Below are 18,516 nucleotides of genomic sequence, written 5' to 3' on the forward strand. Positions count from 1 at the left end.
GAGCTTTTTTATTCACGTTTAAAATAGAACGTTTTTAAACCGCGCCTAATTTACTTAGACTTAAGTTCATGAAGTTCTTCACTGAACCAAATCTTACGCTTGAAACGAGGGTTTTTAGAAGACATATCAATCTTGTAAGGGTTAAGTTCTTGATTGTCAGGCAGGTCAAGAATATTGCACAGCTCTTGCGCTAACCATTTCTCTACTTTCAGAACCACCATTTTCTTACGCAAACGCCCTTGCTCGTCTCGGTTTAAGATCGTTGGCAAGGTGTTGAGTGTTAGGATCTCGCCCAATGATGGGTGTGCCATCTTTTGGCGTCCTTCGTCACTCGCGTAAAAATGCGATACTGCGAACACCATACGCTTAGGATTGATTTGTTGTAAGAACTGACAAGATTTAACCACTGTTGACCCAGTACGCACCATATCATCAAACAAAATGATACTTGCGCCTTCCAAGCCATCAAACGTGTGCTCGCTTTCCTTGTGCAACGTAATTTCAACTTTGCGTTCCGCAGTGCGTTCTTTGTCTAGCATGATGAACTTGGCTTTGCTAAGGCCCAGCTTAGCAAACATTTCTTTTACGAAATCACGCGCGCCTTTGTCAGGAGCACAAAGTACCAAACCTTCGCCATCTTCACCGTACTGCAAAATATCCGAGTTAAGCAAATAGTGAGCGTAGATTTCATAAGGAATCAAGTTGTGGAAGTCGCCTTCAAACACTTCTGAGAACATCTTTTGAACGGACTCAGAATGGTTATGAATCGTCATGACCGTATCAACACCCGCTAACTTAAGCATTTGAGCATAAAGTTTCGCAGTGAAAGGCTGGCCGTCGAATTTCTTAATGTCTTGGATATCACGTTCAAAGCTGGTTTCACCCAAATCTTTATGAGCACCACGGTCTTGAGCACTGTAGAACAAATCAGGTTCAACGAGAATAACACGCTGCGCGCCGTTTTCCTTCGCCGCACGAGCGATGATTAAGTTTGCCATCGCTAATTCTTGGCGACTTTTAACGTATCCTGCGGTGCTAACAATGATGACTGCTTTGCCTTCTAGCGACACACCAATATTTTCGAAATCCGTTTCATCCGAGATAAATCGAGGACAAAACTCTGAATTCATGAACTGTTTCATGCTGATCAGGTCAGCAATGTCATCGTGCTGGCCCATTGCGTAGGCAACATCAATAGCGAATGGATTATCAGAAGAGTTACTAACAACGACAACATTAGTTGACTGACTGGTCGACAAAGTCATGAACGATCCTTAGCGAAGGGATAGGGAATTTGCGCAGATTTTAATACTTGTTCACTCATTACGATAGACCTGAATTGGCATAATTTGAAAATTCTCATCGCAATTTATGCCAAGCCTACATTATAAAAACGAGTGCGAATCATTATCACACATAAATAGACTATTTTTTAACCACCTCTGTTTGCTCGATAAAATACTGATCGCGATACTGACGAGGCGTCATGCCGCAAATTTTTTTAAAATGTTTTGCCAGATGGCTTTGATCAAAAAAACCAACCTCCCCTGCAACCTGTGTCGGCCTATGGCCTTTTTTAATCAAGGATTGAGCTGCACGGATTCTGACCTGACAAACGTATTGATAAGGGGACACATCAAAATGGGCGCGAAACTGCTTAGCAAAACTAAAGCGGCTCATGTTGAGCAAAGCCGCTAAATCATCCAAAGAAATAGGGTCTCGATAATATTGATCAATGTGTTTTTTTGCGAGATCTATCGCGCTACCTGACGTTTGTAAGTCATTCCGCTCTTTGTAAAGATTCGCCGCTTCTCTATGGCCATTCTGGGGGAATGCGCTGCTTTGCTCAACATAGCCTATTAAACTCATACGCCCACTACCTTATAAAACTAACCGCTTGTCGATAAGGATCACGCTGCTCGTTCTCCGAGCCATCACCAACCTCAATGGGATCAGAGAAGTCTTTATGACAAAGAACTTGCCGACCACCAGCAAATCTTGTTCTAGCAGGGACAATCTGATTACACTTTCCTTCTATACGTGCTGAGCAGCGAGATAAGAACCGACACAGTTCAACGCCGGCTTTCGGCGTGCTTATTATTGGCAGCGTTTGGTGGTTCGCATGAGCGGTCTCCAGCCAACCTTGGCGCATTTCAGGCACGGAATTGATCAACAAATCCGTATAAGGGTGTCGTGCTCCTTTTGCTAACGCACTTGACGTGAATAACTCGCCTTTCGCTTGCTCAACTTTCGCTCCTGAGTACAACACAACCACTTCGTCACAAATGGATTGTACGGTTCGAATATCGTGACTGATAAAGAGATACGATAAATTGAGTTTCTTTCTGAGATCAGCCATTAACTCAAGAATAGCAGCACCAACAACCGTATCTAATGCGGAAGTTACCTCATCACAGAGAATAACGTCTGGTTCTGCAGCCAATGCACGCGCTAAGTTGATACGCTGTTTTTGACCTCCAGACAATTCGGTAGGACGTCTATCAGCAATACTTGAAGGCAACTGAACCAAAGCAAGCAACTCCGCCACACGCTCATCCGCTTGTTTTCCTTTCATCCCATGATAAAAAGCCAAGGGGCGAGATAATATTGCCCCTATCGTAAGCCTAGGATTGAGCGCTGTGTCCGCATTCTGAAAAACATATTGAACGCGGCGCAACTGTTCTTTTGTTCTACCTTCTAAGGTATCGCTTAGGCGTTCTCCGTCGAGAAAGATATCCCCCTGCGAACGCGCATTCAAGCCAACGACAGTTCTAGCAAACGTCGTTTTACCCGAACCAGATTCACCGATCACACCGATCGTCTGGCCGCGCTCTATTGTTAGGTCAATATCGTGTAACACTGGGACGCCTTTAACGAATTCCACTTCTAGATGTTTCACTTCCAAAAGTGGTGGCGCGCTGCGCTTACTAGATGGTTTAGCAACCGACGTATCGCGTCTACTACTAGAAGACCCTTCATGTCGCATTGCTTTAAGCAAGCTAGCAGTATACTCGTGCTTTGGCGCCATTAAGATCTCACTCGTGGTGCTATTTTCTTTAATTTCACCGTTTTTCAAGACAATAATTCGATCAGCCATTTGTGCTACAACGGCGAGATCGTGCGATACATAAATCGCAGTCGTATTTCGCTCTCTTACCACTTTTTTAAATGCGTTTAACACTTCAATTTGTGTCGTCACATCAAGAGCCGTCGTCGGTTCGTCTAATATCACCAACTCAGGATCCGTAATAAGTGCCATTGCCGCCATAAGACGCTGAAGTTGGCCGCCTGACACCTGATGAGGGTAACGTTCACCAATATGATCAGGATCAGGCAATGCCAATTCATGAAACAGTGCTGTCGCTTTGGCCTCCGCTTCTTGGCGAGTAGCCGTTTTATGGATCATCGCGCTTTCAATCACCTGATCCATAATCGTTCTAGCTGGGTTAAACGCCGCTGCGGCACTTTGCGCAATGTAGGATACGGTTCGGCCGCGTACCTTAAGCAATTGCCCAGTGGACATAGAAAGAATATCCTGCTCTGCAACAGAGACCGTTCCACCTACAATGTGACAACCTTGACGTGCGTACCCCATAAGTGACAAAGCTATCGTCGTTTTACCGGAGCCAGACTCGCCAATTAAAGCCAGTACTTCACCTTTATTGAGGCTGAAGTCCACGCCTTTCACGATTGGGATTTCCACCCCCTTTTGAGGGCGAACGGCGACTTGTAAATTCTTTACGTCAACAAGCGTTTCCATATCAATGCTCCTTCTCGTGATCAGGTTTAACGCCAAGACTGTCGATTAACAAGTTGACACCGATAGTAAGTGTTGCAATCGCCACTGCGGGAGCGACCACAGCGGGAGCACCTTCACCAAGGCCGAGTATATTTTCTCGAACAAGTGATCCCCAATCGGCTTCTGGAGGTTGAATACCAAGTCCTAAAAAGCTCATAGAACTTAACAGTAAAACGATAAAAACAAATCGCAATCCAAAATCCGTCAGCACTGGACGGAACATATTAGGCAAAACTTCTTTGAATATAATATAGGGCGTTGACTCGCCTCGAAGACGCGCCACTTGAATAAAATCTAACGTCATTACGTTCACAGCAAGCGAGCGAGCAATACGAAAGCTTCCCGGCATGTAAGCAATCGCCGCGGTAATAATTAACAGAGGTACTGATGAGCCAAATGACGCCACCATGATCAATGCGAACATTTTACTGGGAATCGAAATCAAAGCGTCTTGTGTACGGCTGATCGTCGCATCAATCCAACCGCTGTTTGCCGCTGCAATAAGTCCAGAAACCACACCAGCAACACAGGCACTTACCGTCGCCATCAAGGCAACACCAATAGTGTACGGAGTGCCATGTAATATTCGGCTTAGCATATCTCGGCCTAAATAATCTGATCCAAGGGGAAACTCTGACGTCATTGGGCCAAACACATCATAACTAACAAATGCATTGGCATCATGCGGCGATACAAATGGCCCTATGACCGCCATTACTAGCCAAAAGCCAACTAAAGAGAACCCTACCACGGCACCAAAAGAGCGCGTCGCTGTTGATAGAATTTGTGTAAATATTGACGTCGTTGCCGTACTCATTTACGTAACCTCGGATTCGATACAATCTCGCAGATGTCTGCGATTAAAACTAAAATTAGATACCCAAAACAAAAAAGCATGGCGCACGCTTGTACCAATGGCATATCGCGGGTTGTGACAGAGTTCAGCATCAAAGTTGCGATGCCAGGGTAATTAAAAATGGATTCCACGATGATAACGCCCCCTAACAAGTAGGACAGGCTTAACGCAATCGCGTTGGCAATGGGGCCAATAGCATTAGGCAGAGCGTGAAGCAAAACGATACGTATTGAAGACGCCCCTTTTAACATCGCCATTTCAACATAAGGAGAGCTCAGTTGATCAATGACGGCGGCACGGGTCATTCTGGCCATTTGAGCGACCAGTACGCAGCAAAGCGTCAAAACGGGCATTGCATAGGCTCTCACCATTTCAGAAAAGCTCGCGTCGTCGGAGATATGAGAAAGCGCTGACAACCAGCCAAGTTTCACTGCAAAAATAAGCACGGCGATCGTCGCAATTAAAAACTCAGGAACAGATACAGAGAAAACGGCAAACATATTGCTGTAACGATCAAAGGCAGAACCGCGATACATAGCCGAAAAAATGCCAATAAAAAGCGCGACCGGAACGGATACAAGTGTTGCTGCTGCCGCGAGTTTAAGCGACGCAGGTAACCTTCCTCCAATTAACTCGGTAATGGGCATCCCATTTACCAAAGACGTGCCTGGGTCACCGACAAGTAAGCCGCCCAACCAATCAATGTATCGGATATAAACAGGTTGATCCAACCCGAACTCTGCTCGAAGCGCTGCAAGCGTTTCAGGCGTTGCCGATTGCCCAAGCATCTCTTGTGCTGCGTCGCCAGGCAATAAGCTGGTAATGGTGAAAACGACGATGGATACGATAAAAAGTGTGAGTACACCAATACCAAGTCGATTCACGATTAACCGTGCGATAGTACTATTCATTGTTCACCTATGATCAAATTTAAAGCGTGTGCCGGGTTAGCTCATATCATTAACTAACTCGGCACATTGCTTATGCAATTTTCAGGCTGCTCTTCACAACCTTGGTACATACTGGAGGTTTTTTACGCTTCCAGCCAAACCTGATCGGCAAACATGTACCCCATAAAACCACCCAAAGGATGTGGAGTATAGCCACCAATTTTACTGTTGTACGCGTCAATAATACTGTTGAATTGAGGAATACAAACGCCACAGTGCTGATTCACCAATACTTGCATATCGCCATACATTTGTTTGCGTTTCGTCTCGTTTGTTTCACCACGAGCAGCAAGCAAAAGCTGATCGAATTGCTTGTTTTGCCAACCTGACTCGTTCCAGCTCGCATCTGACTGATAGAACATACTAAAGACCAAATCCGCGGTCGGGCGCGCATTGATGTTAGAGAAGCCCATTGGATCTTTCATCCAATGATTTGACCAGTAGCCATCCGCAGGGACGCGTTTAATATCTAACTTTAGACCCGCCTGTTGAGCAGACAACTGAAGAATCTGAGCAACCTCTACCGAGTTATCTGCCGCTGTGGAAGCGACAATAGGTAAGCTTTTACCCTTCATGCCTGATTTTTCTAGATAATATTTCGCTTTATCCAAATCAAACTGAGTTTGCGGTAGATCAGCGTTAAAGTAACGGTGATTCGGAGCAATAGGATGGTCGTTTGCAATGGTACCGAAACCACGGAAAGCAACATTTCTCATTTGTTCACGATTAAACAAATGTTTCATGGCTTTTACAAAATTAGGGTTTTTAACGGGGCCAAAATCGTCACGCAAAACAAGGTCCGTATACGCGCCAGAAGAAGACTCTAATACGGTGCTAATTGGATTTGAGTTAATTCGGCTCACGGAACGAGGGTTAACCGAGTTAATAATGTGTACATCACCTGACAATAACGCATTGACACGCGCTGCCTCATCAGGAATCGAGAACAACTCGATTTCATCTAAATAAGGCTGTCCAACTTTCCAGTAAGATTTATTGCGAGAGCCTATCGCACGTACGCCCGGTTTAAACTCTTTAACTTCAAAAGGCCCTGTGCCATTTGCTGAAGAGAAGTCAGTAGTACCATCACGTACGATCAAGAAATGCGACGTTGCCAACATGGCAGGTAAATCCGCATTGGGAGATAAAAGATGGATATGAACTTCGTGTTTACCAACGGCTTTGATCACGTCCATTTGAGTCGCCAGTTTCATGACTTTAGACCCGACTTTAGCGTCTTTATGTCGATTTAGGGAATACACGACATCCGCAGAGGTAAATGACGAGCCATCATGAAAAACGACATCAGTGCGAAGCTTGATGACCCAAGTTTGAGCATCTTTGGTATCAAACGACTCAGCAAGTGACATTTTAGGCGTTAAAGACTCATCCATTTGAGTCAAACCATTATAAAACATGTAAGCACGCGCATAGTCTGTCGAGTTAGAGCCTCGTGCTGGATCTAGCGTATCCGCCGTTGAGCCGGAAGAGCTCGCAACTTTAAGCTTGCCTCCTCGTTTAGGCTCGGCACCAGCGCCAAACGCAAACGAGGAGCCTGACACCATGGCACCAGAACTCGCCGCCACAATCCCGCTCGTCATCATGCCTCGTAATACCTGACGGCGTGATACGCCCTCAATTATTTTATTTGAACCGCTTTGAGCATCAATAGGATGTTTCTTTTCGTCTTTCATCTATTTGGTTCCTTTTGTAATTGGTACGTTTTTTGTGATTAATTTTTATGTGCCCATTTTCGAATGAGACTTTTTATTTAATTCTTTTTTCGTTCTTTTGCGTTCTTTTTACATAGTGCTTTGCTAGCTGCTTTATTAGCGTTTGAAGGCGCTAATAAAGGTTAACTAATCATGTCTTGAAAGCGATAGTACGCTCCAACGAACGGGAGAAACCAAGGTTTCCCAAAGTGCCCTGGCACAGCAGGCCAATCCAGAGTACGCCATGGGTTCGTTGTCTTTTGGCCAATAATTTGATTCGCCATTATTCGGCCCATATGGGTCGACATTTGAACGCCATGCCCGCTGTAACCGAGTGAATAAAACATGCCGTCATGTTGACCTGCTCGTGGTAACCGATCGGCCGTCATATCAACCAGACCGCCCCAACAATAGTCAATATTCACGTCTTTTAATCTCGGAAAGGTTTCAATCATGGCCTTTCTCAATATTCGTCCGCTTTTTTGATCCGAAGTCGGACTAGACATCGCGAAACGCGCACGGCCGCCGAATAAGATTCGATTATCGGGTGTAACCCGAAAGTAATTCCCAATATTTTTGGTCGTCACGTAGCTTCGTTGATTGATCAAATGCGAGGTCAATATCTCTTGATCAAGCGGTTCTGTCACAACAATAAAACTGCCTACAGACACTAAGCGACGTCGAAAATACTGAAACGGGCCCGACGCAGAGCTGCCTGTGGCAAGAAACACATTATCAGCCTGAACACGCCCTCGACTTGAGGTTAGCGAGTAACGTCCACCAGCGACACGCGCAATATTTGACACAGGGGCATGTTCAAATATTTTTGCGCCATAGCGAACCGCCGCTTCCGCTAACCCTTTTCCAAATTTCCCCATGTGCATTTGTGCGCTTGTGGTTTGCAGTAACCCGCCATAAAAACGATCGGTACCTGTTTCCTCACGCACTTGTTCCGCACTAAGCAGCTTTACATTTGGATCAACGTCTTTCACTAATCGATCATGAGCACGCGATAAAGCACTAAAGTGAGCTGGCTTCGCAGCCAACTTTAAGCGACCATTGCGAGAAAAATCACAATCAATATTTTCTTCGGTAACGAGCTGTTCAACGGTATCTACGGCAGCCAAATACGCTTGGTAGAACTCCGTTGCTTTCTCTTTCCCAATTTTACTGGCCAGCGCACCATAGTCGTGAGCAAGCCCTGCATTACATTGTCCACCGTTGCGACCAGAAGCTTCCCCTATTACCGTTCCTGCTTCAAATACAACAACGGAGACGCCTTGTTTCGCCAGCTCAACCGCCGCCGATAACCCTGTATAACCAGCACCAACAATAGCGACATCGTACTGACCTATCGCAGAACCTTGCTCGCCTTTCGAAAAGGAGCTTACTGAGTCTAACCAGTAGGAACTTAACTTCATTACCCTTCCTATCTCTATTTATGGTGCTAACATACGTTAATCTGCTTTATTCGTTGCAGGTAAACACAACCTGCACAAACACCTTAAACGCCAAGCAAGTCCGCTAAGCCAGCCAAGTCTTTCACTTCGTGATACCCATAGAATGGCGTCGATGGCTCGTGCCCACGGTTAACAAACACTTTGTTTTTGATACCCATATCATGTGCGGTCATTAAGTCGTAACGCAAACTAGAAGACACATGAAGTAAATCCTCTGGGCCGCATCCCAATTGCTCCAGCATATATTCAAAGCCTTTCATGCGTGGCTTGTAAGATTGTGCTTGCTGTGCGGTATAAACGGCGTGAAATGGTGCCCCTAACTTTTCAATGTTGTGTGGAATTTGAACATCCATTGCGTTCGTTAACGCAACCAACTTGTATTTCGTTGCTAGACGCGCAAGCGCCTCTGGAACATCGGGATGTGGTCCCCATGTAGGAACCGCGTTGTAAAAAATCATGCCTTCGTCATCGCGGTATTCAATACCCCAACGTTTACAAGTACGTTGTACCGCATTGCATACGATTTGGTCGTACGGCTTCCAATCACCCAACACTTCGTCTAGTCGATACGCGGAAAAGTCCTTAACAAATTGATCCATATCTTCGGGACGAATACGATCCTCAAAGACGCGGCGGGCAGTCGGCCCCATTTGAAAGTTGATCAATGTGCCGTAGCAATCAAACGTAATGTACTTAGGGTTTAACTCACTCATTCTATTTACTCCAATTAGCGCTTTATATTTCGCGATAAAGCGCCCTATTCTTGATTCTTTTAACGCCGACGTTTTAACGGGCTATGAAACTATTACAACACCATTCAACAGCCGTTTTAGTGTGATTTGTGCGATGGCAAGCGCATGATTGGTGGAATTTCACTTATCACTCGGCACAAAATTCCGAGTACCTCTTCGAACGCTCTATTCAGAGAAATCGATCAAGACACTTTTAACTCGACGATTCGCCTCATACGCTTGACGCCCTAAATCTTTACCAATACCTGAGCTCTTAAATCCGCCTGTTGGGATCGCGAAATCCCAACTACGCCCATATCGGTTTACCCAAACCGTACCTGCATCCAATGATTTAACCATTCGCATCGCGCGATTTAGATCTGCTGTATGAACGCCCGCAGACAAACCGTAGGAAGGATGAGATGCCAATGACAATGCGTCATCGTCCGTTTCAAATGTCTCAACACACAAAACCGGACCGAATATTTCGTTTCTTACCGCACCCATACTCATATCGACATCGGTCAAAATAGTCGGCTTGTAGAAAGCAGAGAAATCAGCGGTTTCCAAAGGACAACCACCTGTATAAAGGTTTGCGCCCTCCTCGACTGTTTTGCGGACGACACTGTCGATTCTGTCGACTTCTTTAGCAGAAATAATAGGAGAAAGTGTCGCTTGGTCTTGCCATGTTGATTGTGCAATTTGCTCTTCGAATACCGAAGAGATAAGCTCAATAAGCTGCTCTGCAACACCGCTTTGAACCAGCAGACGAGATCCCGCCACACAAACCTGACCCGAGTTCGTTGTGATCGCCCCTGCAATACGACGGGCAACTTTATCGATATCTTTAATGTCATCAAACACCAGTTGAGGACTCTTACCACCCAGCTCCAGTGTGACAGGTTTGGTACCTGACTGAGCACACGCGGTCATAACAAGCGCGCCGGTATGTGTTGATCCAGTAAACGTCACTTTAGAAATCATAGGGTGTCTTGCCAGTGTATCCCCGACCAAACCATCACCTTGAATGACGTTAAAAATACCTGGCGGTATGCCAGCTTCTACTGCTAACTCTGCTAATCTCACGACGCTAAACGGCGTCATTTCGGAAGGTTTTAAAACAACAGCATTTCCTGCTGCGATCGCTGGTGCCACTTTCCAAGACGCCATAACAAGTGGGAAATTCCACGGCGCAATGGCCCCAACAACACCTAAAGGTTCCGTAATCGTCATACCAAGATGATCTGATTGTGTTGGGATCACTTCACCGCCACATTTATCGGCATATTCAGCATAGAACCGGATGCCTTCTGCACAAAAAGGCACATCCCAATTAACCGCAGCACTGATTGGACGTGTCGACCCAACAGACTCAAGTTGAGCTAAGGTATTCACATCATTTTCAATCAAATTTGCCCAACGCTTCATCGCTTTTGCTCTGTCGCGTGGCGAAAGATCGGCCCAACCACTTTCCTTAAAGGCTCTATAAGCATTTTCCACCGCTTGATCTACCAAATCTGGTGTCGCATTCGGTACGGATGCGTACGACTGATTGTCCGAAGGACGTTTAACATCGATTCCCGTACCGCCATCAACGGCAATACCACCAATAAAATGACTGTTTGGAATTCGAACCTCTGAAGGATTAAACGACAACATTTTGTATTCTCCACTCTGCTTGTCGACAATGTCGGTAAAAGCGTAAAACTCAAAGCGACAATGAGTTCGAACAAGCGCTTTCACAATAAAATTGACTCTGGGTACTATTTTAAGCAGGACTTGTCAGCGTTTTATGCCGTTGAAAAGCCAGCGCGCGATACAAACCACACTTTGTTTGTTGCTTATATACGCGTTCATGCCGAATGCATATTTGGCACTTCAATCTAGTAGAAATTAGAGACTCACGATGACAAAATATTGCTGAATAGGCATGGACAATTGAGGACTACAAAGGTGCTAGCTGACACATCCAAGCGTCTCCAAACTTATGAGCTAACAATTCGCGAACTCAACGAAGAAGACATTGATAAATTACACGAACTCTCCGTAGCTGTTCGTTGGCCTCATCGCCCTAATGATTGGAAACTGCTGCTATCATTGGGGGGTAAAGGTTTCGTTGGGTGTGACCCCATCGGTCGGATTGTTGCATCGGCAATGTGGTTTCCTTATGGCGATGATTTCGTGACAATCGGCATGCTAATCACCTCACCAAAACTACAGACACTTGGCGCTGGCCGATGGTTAATGAAACACGTTATGCGTGAATGTTCAGGTCGTCATGTGCTACTCAACTCTACTAAAGCAGCCTATCGACTTTACGAATCGCTGTCTTTTCGTCCAATACACAAAATCTATCAACATCAAGGTATTGCCACACCGAGTGTTGGCGTACCTGCTCCAGCCGATACCCAAATTCGAGACATGGAAGCAGATGACCTCGAATCGATATTGGCACTCGATTTTAAAGCCTTCGGACTTAACCGCAGCAACGTCATTAATACAATCTTAGAACATGCGACAGGAACCGTGCTGGTCCGATCAGGAAGCATTGAAGGCTTTTCATTCTGTAGAAAGTTTGGGAGAGGACAGGTTGTTGGCCCCATTGTAGCAACCAATAATGACGATGCGATTGCGCTCACAGCACCACACGTAAGCCGTCACTCTGGCACCTTTTTGCGCGTCGATACCTCACAACAAACTGGCACATTCAAAGACTACCTGATTCGCTCAGGGTTAGCGGAATACGATACCGTTACAACGATGACAAACGACCAGTTTGAACCTCATCAAGGAGATGTCACTTGCTATGCCTTAGCAAGCCAAGCACTAAGTTAAGCATCAAGTTTAGGAAGTAGGATAGATTTTCATACCAACATATTATGCTGTGTGCACAAAGGCATTCAGCATAATTCAAATAAAAAAAGGGACTTTTTTGCCATCAATATCGTTTTCTAATTCAGTTTATTCGCTGGCAAGAACGTCCTAGTATTTCGCCTCTTCGATAACCAAACTATTGATTATTCACACTGCCTGAGCAGAATCCAACGCTCACTTTAGGCATTGTCATCTGTCCATTACAACCTTTACCATCTCGCTTTCAGGAGATCCATATGACACTTATTCAAGACAAAACCGAAGACACATCCTCACAAACCAATTCGCCTATCCTCTATCGACCAATGACAGACGAAGACCTTCCTATCGCCTACGAGTTATCGCAGATCGTAAAGTGGCCTCATCGTATTGAAGATTGGAAAATGGTGATGCGTTTAGGTAACTCATTTGTCGCCGAAGAAAACGGCGTAACCGTTGGCACCGCTTTATGCTGGAGCCATGGCGATCAATATTCGTCATTAGGTATGGTAATCGTCTCTCCTGAAAAGCAAGGCCGTGGCATTGGCAGACAGCTAATGAACCAAGTACTCAATGATATTGGCGACGAGAAAAACGTCATCCTATTCGCCACACCATCAGGCCAACCTCTTTACGAAAGTTTCGGTTTTAAAGCAACAGGTGAAGTGTATCAGCATCAAGCCATCGTAGAAAAAACGAGCCCTGTGACCTTATCAGGCGGAAAAACGCTTCGCTCAGTCGACCAAAACGACTATGCGAATGTCATTCAGCTAACGGAAAAAGCGTGCGGGATCGCAAGAAGTGCGATGATCAAAGACGTTATGAGCTTCGGTGACGCCGTTGTTATCGAAGAGAATGGCGAGATCACAGGCTTTGCAATGGCTCGACCATTTGGCCGAGGTCATGCGATAGGCCCTGTCACCGCAAGAGACACAGACTTGGCAAAAAGCCTAATCCAATACTGGATCAATGCACTTGAGAGCAAATTTGTCCGTATCGACATTCCTGCAAACAGCGGCCTAAGCGCATGGTTAGCAGAGGTTGGGCTTCCACAGGTTGATACCGTTGTTGAAATGGTACGCGGTGAGTCCCCAACAAGAGACGACGAAACACGTCAGTATGCTTTAGTAAGCCAAGCACTTGGCTAATTTTTTAACTTTCGCGCTATATACTCACCTCACGATGCTTTAAACTTAGTTTAAACGCTAAACGAAAGTTGATACCCCAGCTCAATGTCGAAATTTCGCATTGAGCTTTGCTATATCTAAGGAAACAGGTTGTGAAAAAAGTATTTATTGATGGCGAAACAGGCACGACAGGTCTTCAAGTAAGAGACCGTCTCCTTAACCATCCACATATTGAAATTATCAGCATTGACCCAGCTAAAAAGCGCGACGTAGAAGAAAAGCGTCGCCTGATGAAAGAAGCCGACGTGACCGTGCTATGTCTACCTGATGAAGCAGCAAAAGACAGCGTCATTCTAGCAAAAGAAGAAGGCTGCCGAATTCTAGATGCAAGCTCGGTACACCGTGTTGCGGATGGCTGGGTATACGGCTTACCAGAACTGGACGTCAGCCAGCGCGCTAAGATCGCAGATGCTCAATTTGTGTCAAATCCAGGCTGCTACCCAACAGGCGCAATTCTTCTATTAAAACCTTTGGTAGAAGCAGGCTTACTCGCTGCGAATGGAAACTACTCCATCAATGCGGTTTCTGGCTACAGCGGTGGCGGCAACGCATTGATTGACCGCTACGAAAACGGCAACGATGCGCCTGTATTCGGTGCTTATGGTTTAAACTTTAACCACAAACACCTACCAGAACTTAAAGTCTGGTCTGGTCTAGAAAAAGCACCGATATTCGCCCCAAGTGTGGGAGATTTCCGTCAAGGCATGCTGACGTTCCTCCCTATGCACCTAGAGGGCGACACAACGATGGCGCAGCTACACGCAAAATTAACCGAAACGTATGATAACGAAGCGTTTGTGGCTGTAAATGAGCTTAACCTGATTGCAGATGACGCAGCGCCATTCTTGACACCTCATGGTGTCGACAATACAAACAACGTCGAACTGTCTGTATTAAGCGCACCTGACAACCAATCAGGCGTGATCGTCGCCAAGCTTGATAACTTAGGCAAAGGTGCCTCTGGCGCTGCCGTGCAAAACTTAAACATCATGCTAGGCTTCGACGAAGGCATCGCGGTTAACCTTTAGGGTGTAGAGCGACCGCACCAACGTACTCATAACCGAATACACAAACGCCAGCGTCCCCGCTGGCGTTTTTCGTTCTCGTTTCATTAGCTCAAACCTCGCTCAATTCCCCTGATGTTTATTGTAAAATTCCTTCGTTTCTTCAACACATTCCTCATACTGACGACTCATTGATGGATATTCATTACACTGCTGTACGGCGCTATTACGAGCGACATCTTTAACGAAATTTGATTTCCAATTTTTATCCACATTAAGATTAGAGCATGCAGTACAAAGGCATAACATTAGTGAAGCAACAACGAGTTTCATTGATACATTCCTTATTATTTGATCGTGAAAATGAAGTCAAAGGCTGAGAAGTTTTATCAACGGATAATTTTTAAAGCTCTCTCCAACTTCGATACAAGAAGTAAGTCGATATATCAAACAATACAGAATAGTTAAATATAGAGACAGAACAGCGAGAGTTTCTTATATTTTATGTTTTTTTTCAAGATTTGAAAAAAGGCCCGACGACCTTCGGGTTATGAGCCCGACGAGCTACCAGACTGCTCCATCCCGCGACTGAATACCTAATATGGGCATAACAGATACGACTTTTATATTGATTCTAGATATTTGAAATGGTTGCGGGAGCCGCTTATTTTTGACGAGAGTGAACCGACGACTTTGGTCGATCTTAGATTGGTTGCGGGAGCCGCTTACTTTAAATAGAAAACGAACCGACGACCTTCGGGTTATGAGCCCCACGAGCTACCAGACTGCTCCATCCCGTGACTGAATACCTATTATGGGAATAACAAGTACGACTCTTACATTGATTCTAGATATTTGAAATGGTTGCGGGAGCTGCTTATTTTTGAAGAGAATGAGCCGACGACCTTCGGGTTATGAGCCCGACGAGCTACCAGACTGCTCCATCCCGCGACTGAATACCTATTATGGCAACAACAGGTACGACTCTTACATTGATTCTAGATATTTGAAATGGTTGCGGGAGCCGCTTATTTTTGAAGAGAGTGAACCGACGACTTTGGTCGATCTTAAATTGGTTGCGGGAGCCGCTTACTTTAAATAGAAAACGAACCGACGACCTTCGGGTTATGAGCCCCACGAGCTACCAGGCTACCCCATCCCGCGACTGAATACCTATTATGAGAATAACAGATACGACTTTTACATTGGTTCTAGATAGTTGAAAGGCTTGCGGGAGCTGCTTATTTTTGAAGAGAATGAACCGACGACTTTGGTCGATCTTAGATTGGTTGCGGGAGCCGCTTATTTTTGAAGAGAGTGAACCGACGACTTTGGTCGATCTTAAATTGGTTGCGGGAGCCGGATTTGAACCGACGACCTTCGGGTTATGAGCCCGACGAGCTACCAGACTGCTCCATCCCGCGACTGAATACCTATTATGGGAATAACAAGTACGACTCTTACATTGATTCTAGATATTTGAAATGGTTGCGGGAGCCGGATTTGAACCGACGACCTTCGGGTTATGAGCCCGACGAGCTACCAGACTGCTCCATCCCGCGCCTAAATATCTATTTTCAATAAAAGATATACGCTGTAACTGATAAAAAATGCACCAATTCTTCCTACTGTTCGAATTGGTTGCGGGAGCTGGATTTGAACCAACGACCTTCGGGTTATGAGCCCGACGAGCTACCAGACTGCTCCATCCCGCGACATATGATTTACATTCGTAAATCGCTTTTATCATGTGAACTACAATATGGCTTTTGCCTTTACATGCTGCTTGCGTAAGCCACTTACTTAAAGTAGAGAGCGAACCGATGACCTTGGTCAATTTTAAATTGGTTGCGGGAGCCGGATTTGAACCGACGACCTTCGGGTTATGAGCCCGACGAGCTACCAGACTGCTCCATCCCGCGCCAAATTTATTTGCGCAAACATTCAATACTTGAGTTCACTTCGTTGACGATCAGTTTTTAGTTCAGTCACTGTTTATTTCTGGAAAAATAAACTGATAACATCTAATACTAAAATTGGTTGCGGGAGCCGCCACTTTAAATAGAAAGCGAACCGATAACCTTCGGGTTATAAGCCCGATGAGCTACCGAACTACCGAACTACCAAGTTTTCTTCATCCCGCGTCAACGAGGTGCGTATTATAGGGAAGTAATATTAGAGGTCAAGAGATTTTTTGAAATGAATTCAATTCTTTATGACTTTTCAGGTCGAATTGAGAAAAGTACTTACTTATTCCCGATCGTTTTGATTGGTGGCGCTTCGAATACTGAGACAATACTCTTCTGGCATCAGAAGACATTCCTTTCCAATTAACCAAGCACTGCAACAGTCTTTGTTCGGTCGCTGAATAAGTAACCCAACCGTTCACTCCGTCTTCGACTCCAAGCGCAACACCGAATTCACTGATTAGCAGAACAGGCTTTCCCAATGCATTAGCAATATCAATTAACTTACCGTCAGGGTCAACTTCACTGGATATCATCAATAGACCCACGTGTTTCAGTTGCGTCTGATAGTTTTCAAATATATTTTTCTTAGAAAACGTAGAAACGGTTAATCCGACCTTTTCTAACTGGCTTTCATACAGGTTAAATCGATCATCTTCTAAGACAAGGCCGACCGCCGTACTCTCATCACTCATATCTTCCGAATCACAAAATATATAGTTTGATGATAAGTTGTCTGAAGTCCAAATATCGCCTCCCAATAGAAAACGCGCAACAGGTTCAAGACGCACTTTCTTCTTGGAACTCTTATCCATACTCATAGGCAGTTGATTGGTATGCAACGAACACTTAAGTGCGGGTTGAATTAATCTTCCGAGCACGGAAGGATGGGAACCAAAACACAGTAGCCTTTTTGGACCTAACTCTACAACGTAATCGAGTAAGCCTCGCATACTCGCTTTGAGTCTGCCATTTTTAGGGTCGTGCTCATTAGCAAGAGCAATGAAATGAGCGTCAACGCCCAGTCCAAACAGCTCTGTTCGAAGCCTTTCAATAAAGTGTTGGAGAGAAATGGGTGACTCCCTTTCATCCCAAAATATCAACATATCTACCATAATAGTGGTTCTCACATGTAACACTTAAAAGTGTAACGCGTTGAGTATTACGCGCTAGTCGTTACAGGATGATTTTTGCAAGTAGATGTAGCTCCTAGTAAGGTTATGTAAAGTGTCAGTCAGCACCTATAATTAAGTCCTTATTCTTTATAGAGATATAAAACATGTTCTTTACAAAAGATAAATTGAAAAAATCGACAATGGTTTCAGAAAGCGACGCTTTGCCCGGCAGAACGTCGGAAATTGAGATATCTGGGATCAGTGCGATTAACCAAGAAGCGCTCAAACGCCCTTTACATAATAACGAAGGTGAAATAATCGTTGGCATGGGGTGTTTTTGGGGCGCAGAACGAAAATTTTGGAATACTCCAGGCGTCACTGTAACAAGCGTTGGCTACGCAGGAGGCTATACCCCTAACCCAACCTATGAGGAAGTATGCTCCGGCCGCACAGGTCACTCTGAAGTGGTTAGAGTTGTCTTTGACAAGAACATCACTTCTCTTCAAACGGTTCTGCAAGTGTTTTGGGAAAGTCATGACCCTACACAAGGTATGAGACAAGGTAATGATATCGGCAGCCAATACCGATCTGTTATTTACACCTCTAATGCTGAAGACTTAAACACGGTAAACGAAAGCAAATTGCGCTATCAAGCGGAGTTAGACAAAGCGGGATACGGCCCGATTACAACCGAAATAGAAATGCTCTCTACCTACTATTATGCAGAAGAATATCACCAACAATATTTGCATAAAAACCCTAACGGTTATTGTGGGCTTGGTGGTACTGGCGTCAGCTGCCCTATTGGAATAATAAAGTGAGACCTTTTGCACGACTAGTGTGTTCTCCAAGACAGTGTCAAAAAGCTCTCAACGCAATGGA

14 protein-coding genes and 7 tRNA genes are annotated in these 18,516 nt (G+C 45.1%); 4 read left to right on the top strand and 17 right to left on the bottom strand.

Features of this window, described 5'->3' with window-relative positions; all coding sequences use genetic code 11:
* Positions 1 to 50 precede the first annotated feature (50 nt).
* The 9 genes from MARME_RS12330 to MARME_RS12370 all read right to left on the bottom strand — a co-directional run bounded on the left by MARME_RS12330 (position 51) and on the right by MARME_RS12370 (position 11,167).
* Positions 51 to 1,265 carry a phosphoribosyltransferase family protein gene (locus MARME_RS12330; protein WP_013661593.1) on the bottom strand — a complete coding sequence of 405 codons (1,215 nt, stop codon included), beginning with the start codon at positions 1,263 to 1,265 and terminating at the stop codon, positions 51 to 53.
* 160 nt (positions 1,266 to 1,425) lie between these two features.
* Positions 1,426 to 1,869 (bottom strand): helix-turn-helix transcriptional regulator, encoded by a 444-nt coding sequence (locus tag MARME_RS12335; RefSeq protein ID WP_013661594.1) that lies wholly within the window; start codon positions 1,867 to 1,869, stop codon positions 1,426 to 1,428.
* Positions 1,870 to 1,876: 7 nt separating this feature from the next.
* On the bottom strand, positions 1,877 to 3,760 hold the full coding sequence (locus MARME_RS12340; RefSeq protein ID WP_013661595.1) for an ABC transporter ATP-binding protein: 1,884 nt from the start codon (positions 3,758 to 3,760) through the stop codon (positions 1,877 to 1,879).
* A gap of 1 nt (position 3,761) precedes the next feature.
* Positions 3,762 to 4,616, bottom strand: a complete 855-nt coding sequence (locus MARME_RS12345) for an ABC transporter permease (protein ID WP_013661596.1) — start codon at positions 4,614 to 4,616, stop codon at positions 3,762 to 3,764.
* Positions 4,613 to 5,566 (bottom strand): ABC transporter permease, encoded by a 954-nt coding sequence (locus MARME_RS12350; protein ID WP_013661597.1) that lies wholly within the window; start codon positions 5,564 to 5,566, stop codon positions 4,613 to 4,615. Before MARME_RS12350 ends, MARME_RS12345 begins: the two co-directional genes overlap by 4 nt.
* Before the next feature lie 122 nt (positions 5,567 to 5,688).
* Entirely contained in the window at positions 5,689 to 7,299 is a 1,611-nt protein-coding gene (locus MARME_RS12355; RefSeq protein ID WP_013661598.1) for an ABC transporter substrate-binding protein, read from the bottom strand.
* A 161-nt stretch (positions 7,300 to 7,460) separates the two neighbouring features.
* Positions 7,461 to 8,738 (bottom strand): NAD(P)/FAD-dependent oxidoreductase, encoded by a 1,278-nt coding sequence (locus MARME_RS12360; RefSeq protein WP_013661599.1) that lies wholly within the window; start codon positions 8,736 to 8,738, stop codon positions 7,461 to 7,463.
* An 83-nt stretch (positions 8,739 to 8,821) separates the two neighbouring features.
* Positions 8,822 to 9,490, bottom strand: coding sequence for a haloacid dehalogenase type II (locus MARME_RS12365; RefSeq protein WP_013661600.1), 669 nt, complete (start codon positions 9,488 to 9,490; stop codon positions 8,822 to 8,824).
* A 204-nt stretch (positions 9,491 to 9,694) separates the two neighbouring features.
* Positions 9,695 to 11,167, bottom strand: coding sequence for an aldehyde dehydrogenase family protein (locus MARME_RS12370; RefSeq protein WP_013661601.1), 1,473 nt, complete (start codon positions 11,165 to 11,167; stop codon positions 9,695 to 9,697).
* Between the two features lie 294 nt (positions 11,168 to 11,461).
* On the opposite strand from MARME_RS12370, the gene MARME_RS12375 reads away from it, so the two are divergent.
* The 3 genes from MARME_RS12375 (at position 11,462) to argC (ending at position 14,576) form a co-directional block, all read left to right on the top strand.
* On the top strand, positions 11,462 to 12,343 hold the full coding sequence (locus MARME_RS12375) for a GNAT family N-acetyltransferase (protein ID WP_013661602.1): 882 nt from the start codon (positions 11,462 to 11,464) through the stop codon (positions 12,341 to 12,343).
* Positions 12,344 to 12,618: 275 nt separating this feature from the next.
* Entirely contained in the window at positions 12,619 to 13,509 is an 891-nt protein-coding gene (locus MARME_RS12380; protein ID WP_013661603.1) for a GNAT family N-acetyltransferase, read from the top strand.
* Between the two features lie 131 nt (positions 13,510 to 13,640).
* Positions 13,641 to 14,576: an N-acetyl-gamma-glutamyl-phosphate reductase gene (gene argC / locus MARME_RS12385; RefSeq protein ID WP_013661604.1), complete on the top strand. Its 936-nt coding sequence runs from the start codon at positions 13,641 to 13,643 to the stop codon at positions 14,574 to 14,576.
* A gap of 685 nt (positions 14,577 to 15,261) precedes the next feature.
* On the opposite strand, the gene MARME_RS12395 is transcribed toward argC, so the two are convergent.
* The 8 genes from MARME_RS12395 to MARME_RS12425 all read right to left on the bottom strand — a co-directional run bounded on the left by MARME_RS12395 (position 15,262) and on the right by MARME_RS12425 (position 17,649).
* Positions 15,262 to 15,352 (bottom strand) — tRNA-Met (locus MARME_RS12395).
* A 61-nt stretch (positions 15,353 to 15,413) separates the two neighbouring features.
* Positions 15,414 to 15,503: transfer RNA gene (locus MARME_RS12400), tRNA-Met, on the bottom strand.
* 122 nt (positions 15,504 to 15,625) lie between these two features.
* Positions 15,626 to 15,716 (bottom strand) — tRNA-Met (locus MARME_RS22150).
* A gap of 183 nt (positions 15,717 to 15,899) precedes the next feature.
* Positions 15,900 to 15,976 (bottom strand) — tRNA-Met (locus tag MARME_RS12405).
* A 61-nt stretch (positions 15,977 to 16,037) separates the two neighbouring features.
* Positions 16,038 to 16,114: transfer RNA gene (locus tag MARME_RS12410), tRNA-Met, on the bottom strand.
* A 76-nt stretch (positions 16,115 to 16,190) separates the two neighbouring features.
* A tRNA-Met gene (locus MARME_RS12415) sits at positions 16,191 to 16,267 on the bottom strand.
* Positions 16,268 to 16,397: 130 nt separating this feature from the next.
* Positions 16,398 to 16,474 (bottom strand) — tRNA-Met (locus MARME_RS12420).
* A 260-nt stretch (positions 16,475 to 16,734) separates the two neighbouring features.
* Positions 16,735 to 17,649, bottom strand: a complete 915-nt coding sequence (locus MARME_RS12425; RefSeq protein ID WP_148231029.1) for a hypothetical protein — start codon at positions 17,647 to 17,649, stop codon at positions 16,735 to 16,737.
* A gap of 149 nt (positions 17,650 to 17,798) precedes the next feature.
* Between MARME_RS12425 and msrA the strand changes: the two genes are divergently transcribed.
* Positions 17,799 to 18,455: a peptide-methionine (S)-S-oxide reductase MsrA gene (msrA, locus tag MARME_RS12430; RefSeq protein WP_013661608.1), complete on the top strand. Its 657-nt coding sequence runs from the start codon at positions 17,799 to 17,801 to the stop codon at positions 18,453 to 18,455.
* Positions 18,456 to 18,516: the final 61 nt, after the last annotated feature.

The sequence above is a fragment of the Marinomonas mediterranea MMB-1 genome (assembly GCF_000192865.1).
Classification (GTDB): Bacteria; Pseudomonadota; Gammaproteobacteria; order Pseudomonadales; family Marinomonadaceae; genus Marinomonas; species Marinomonas mediterranea.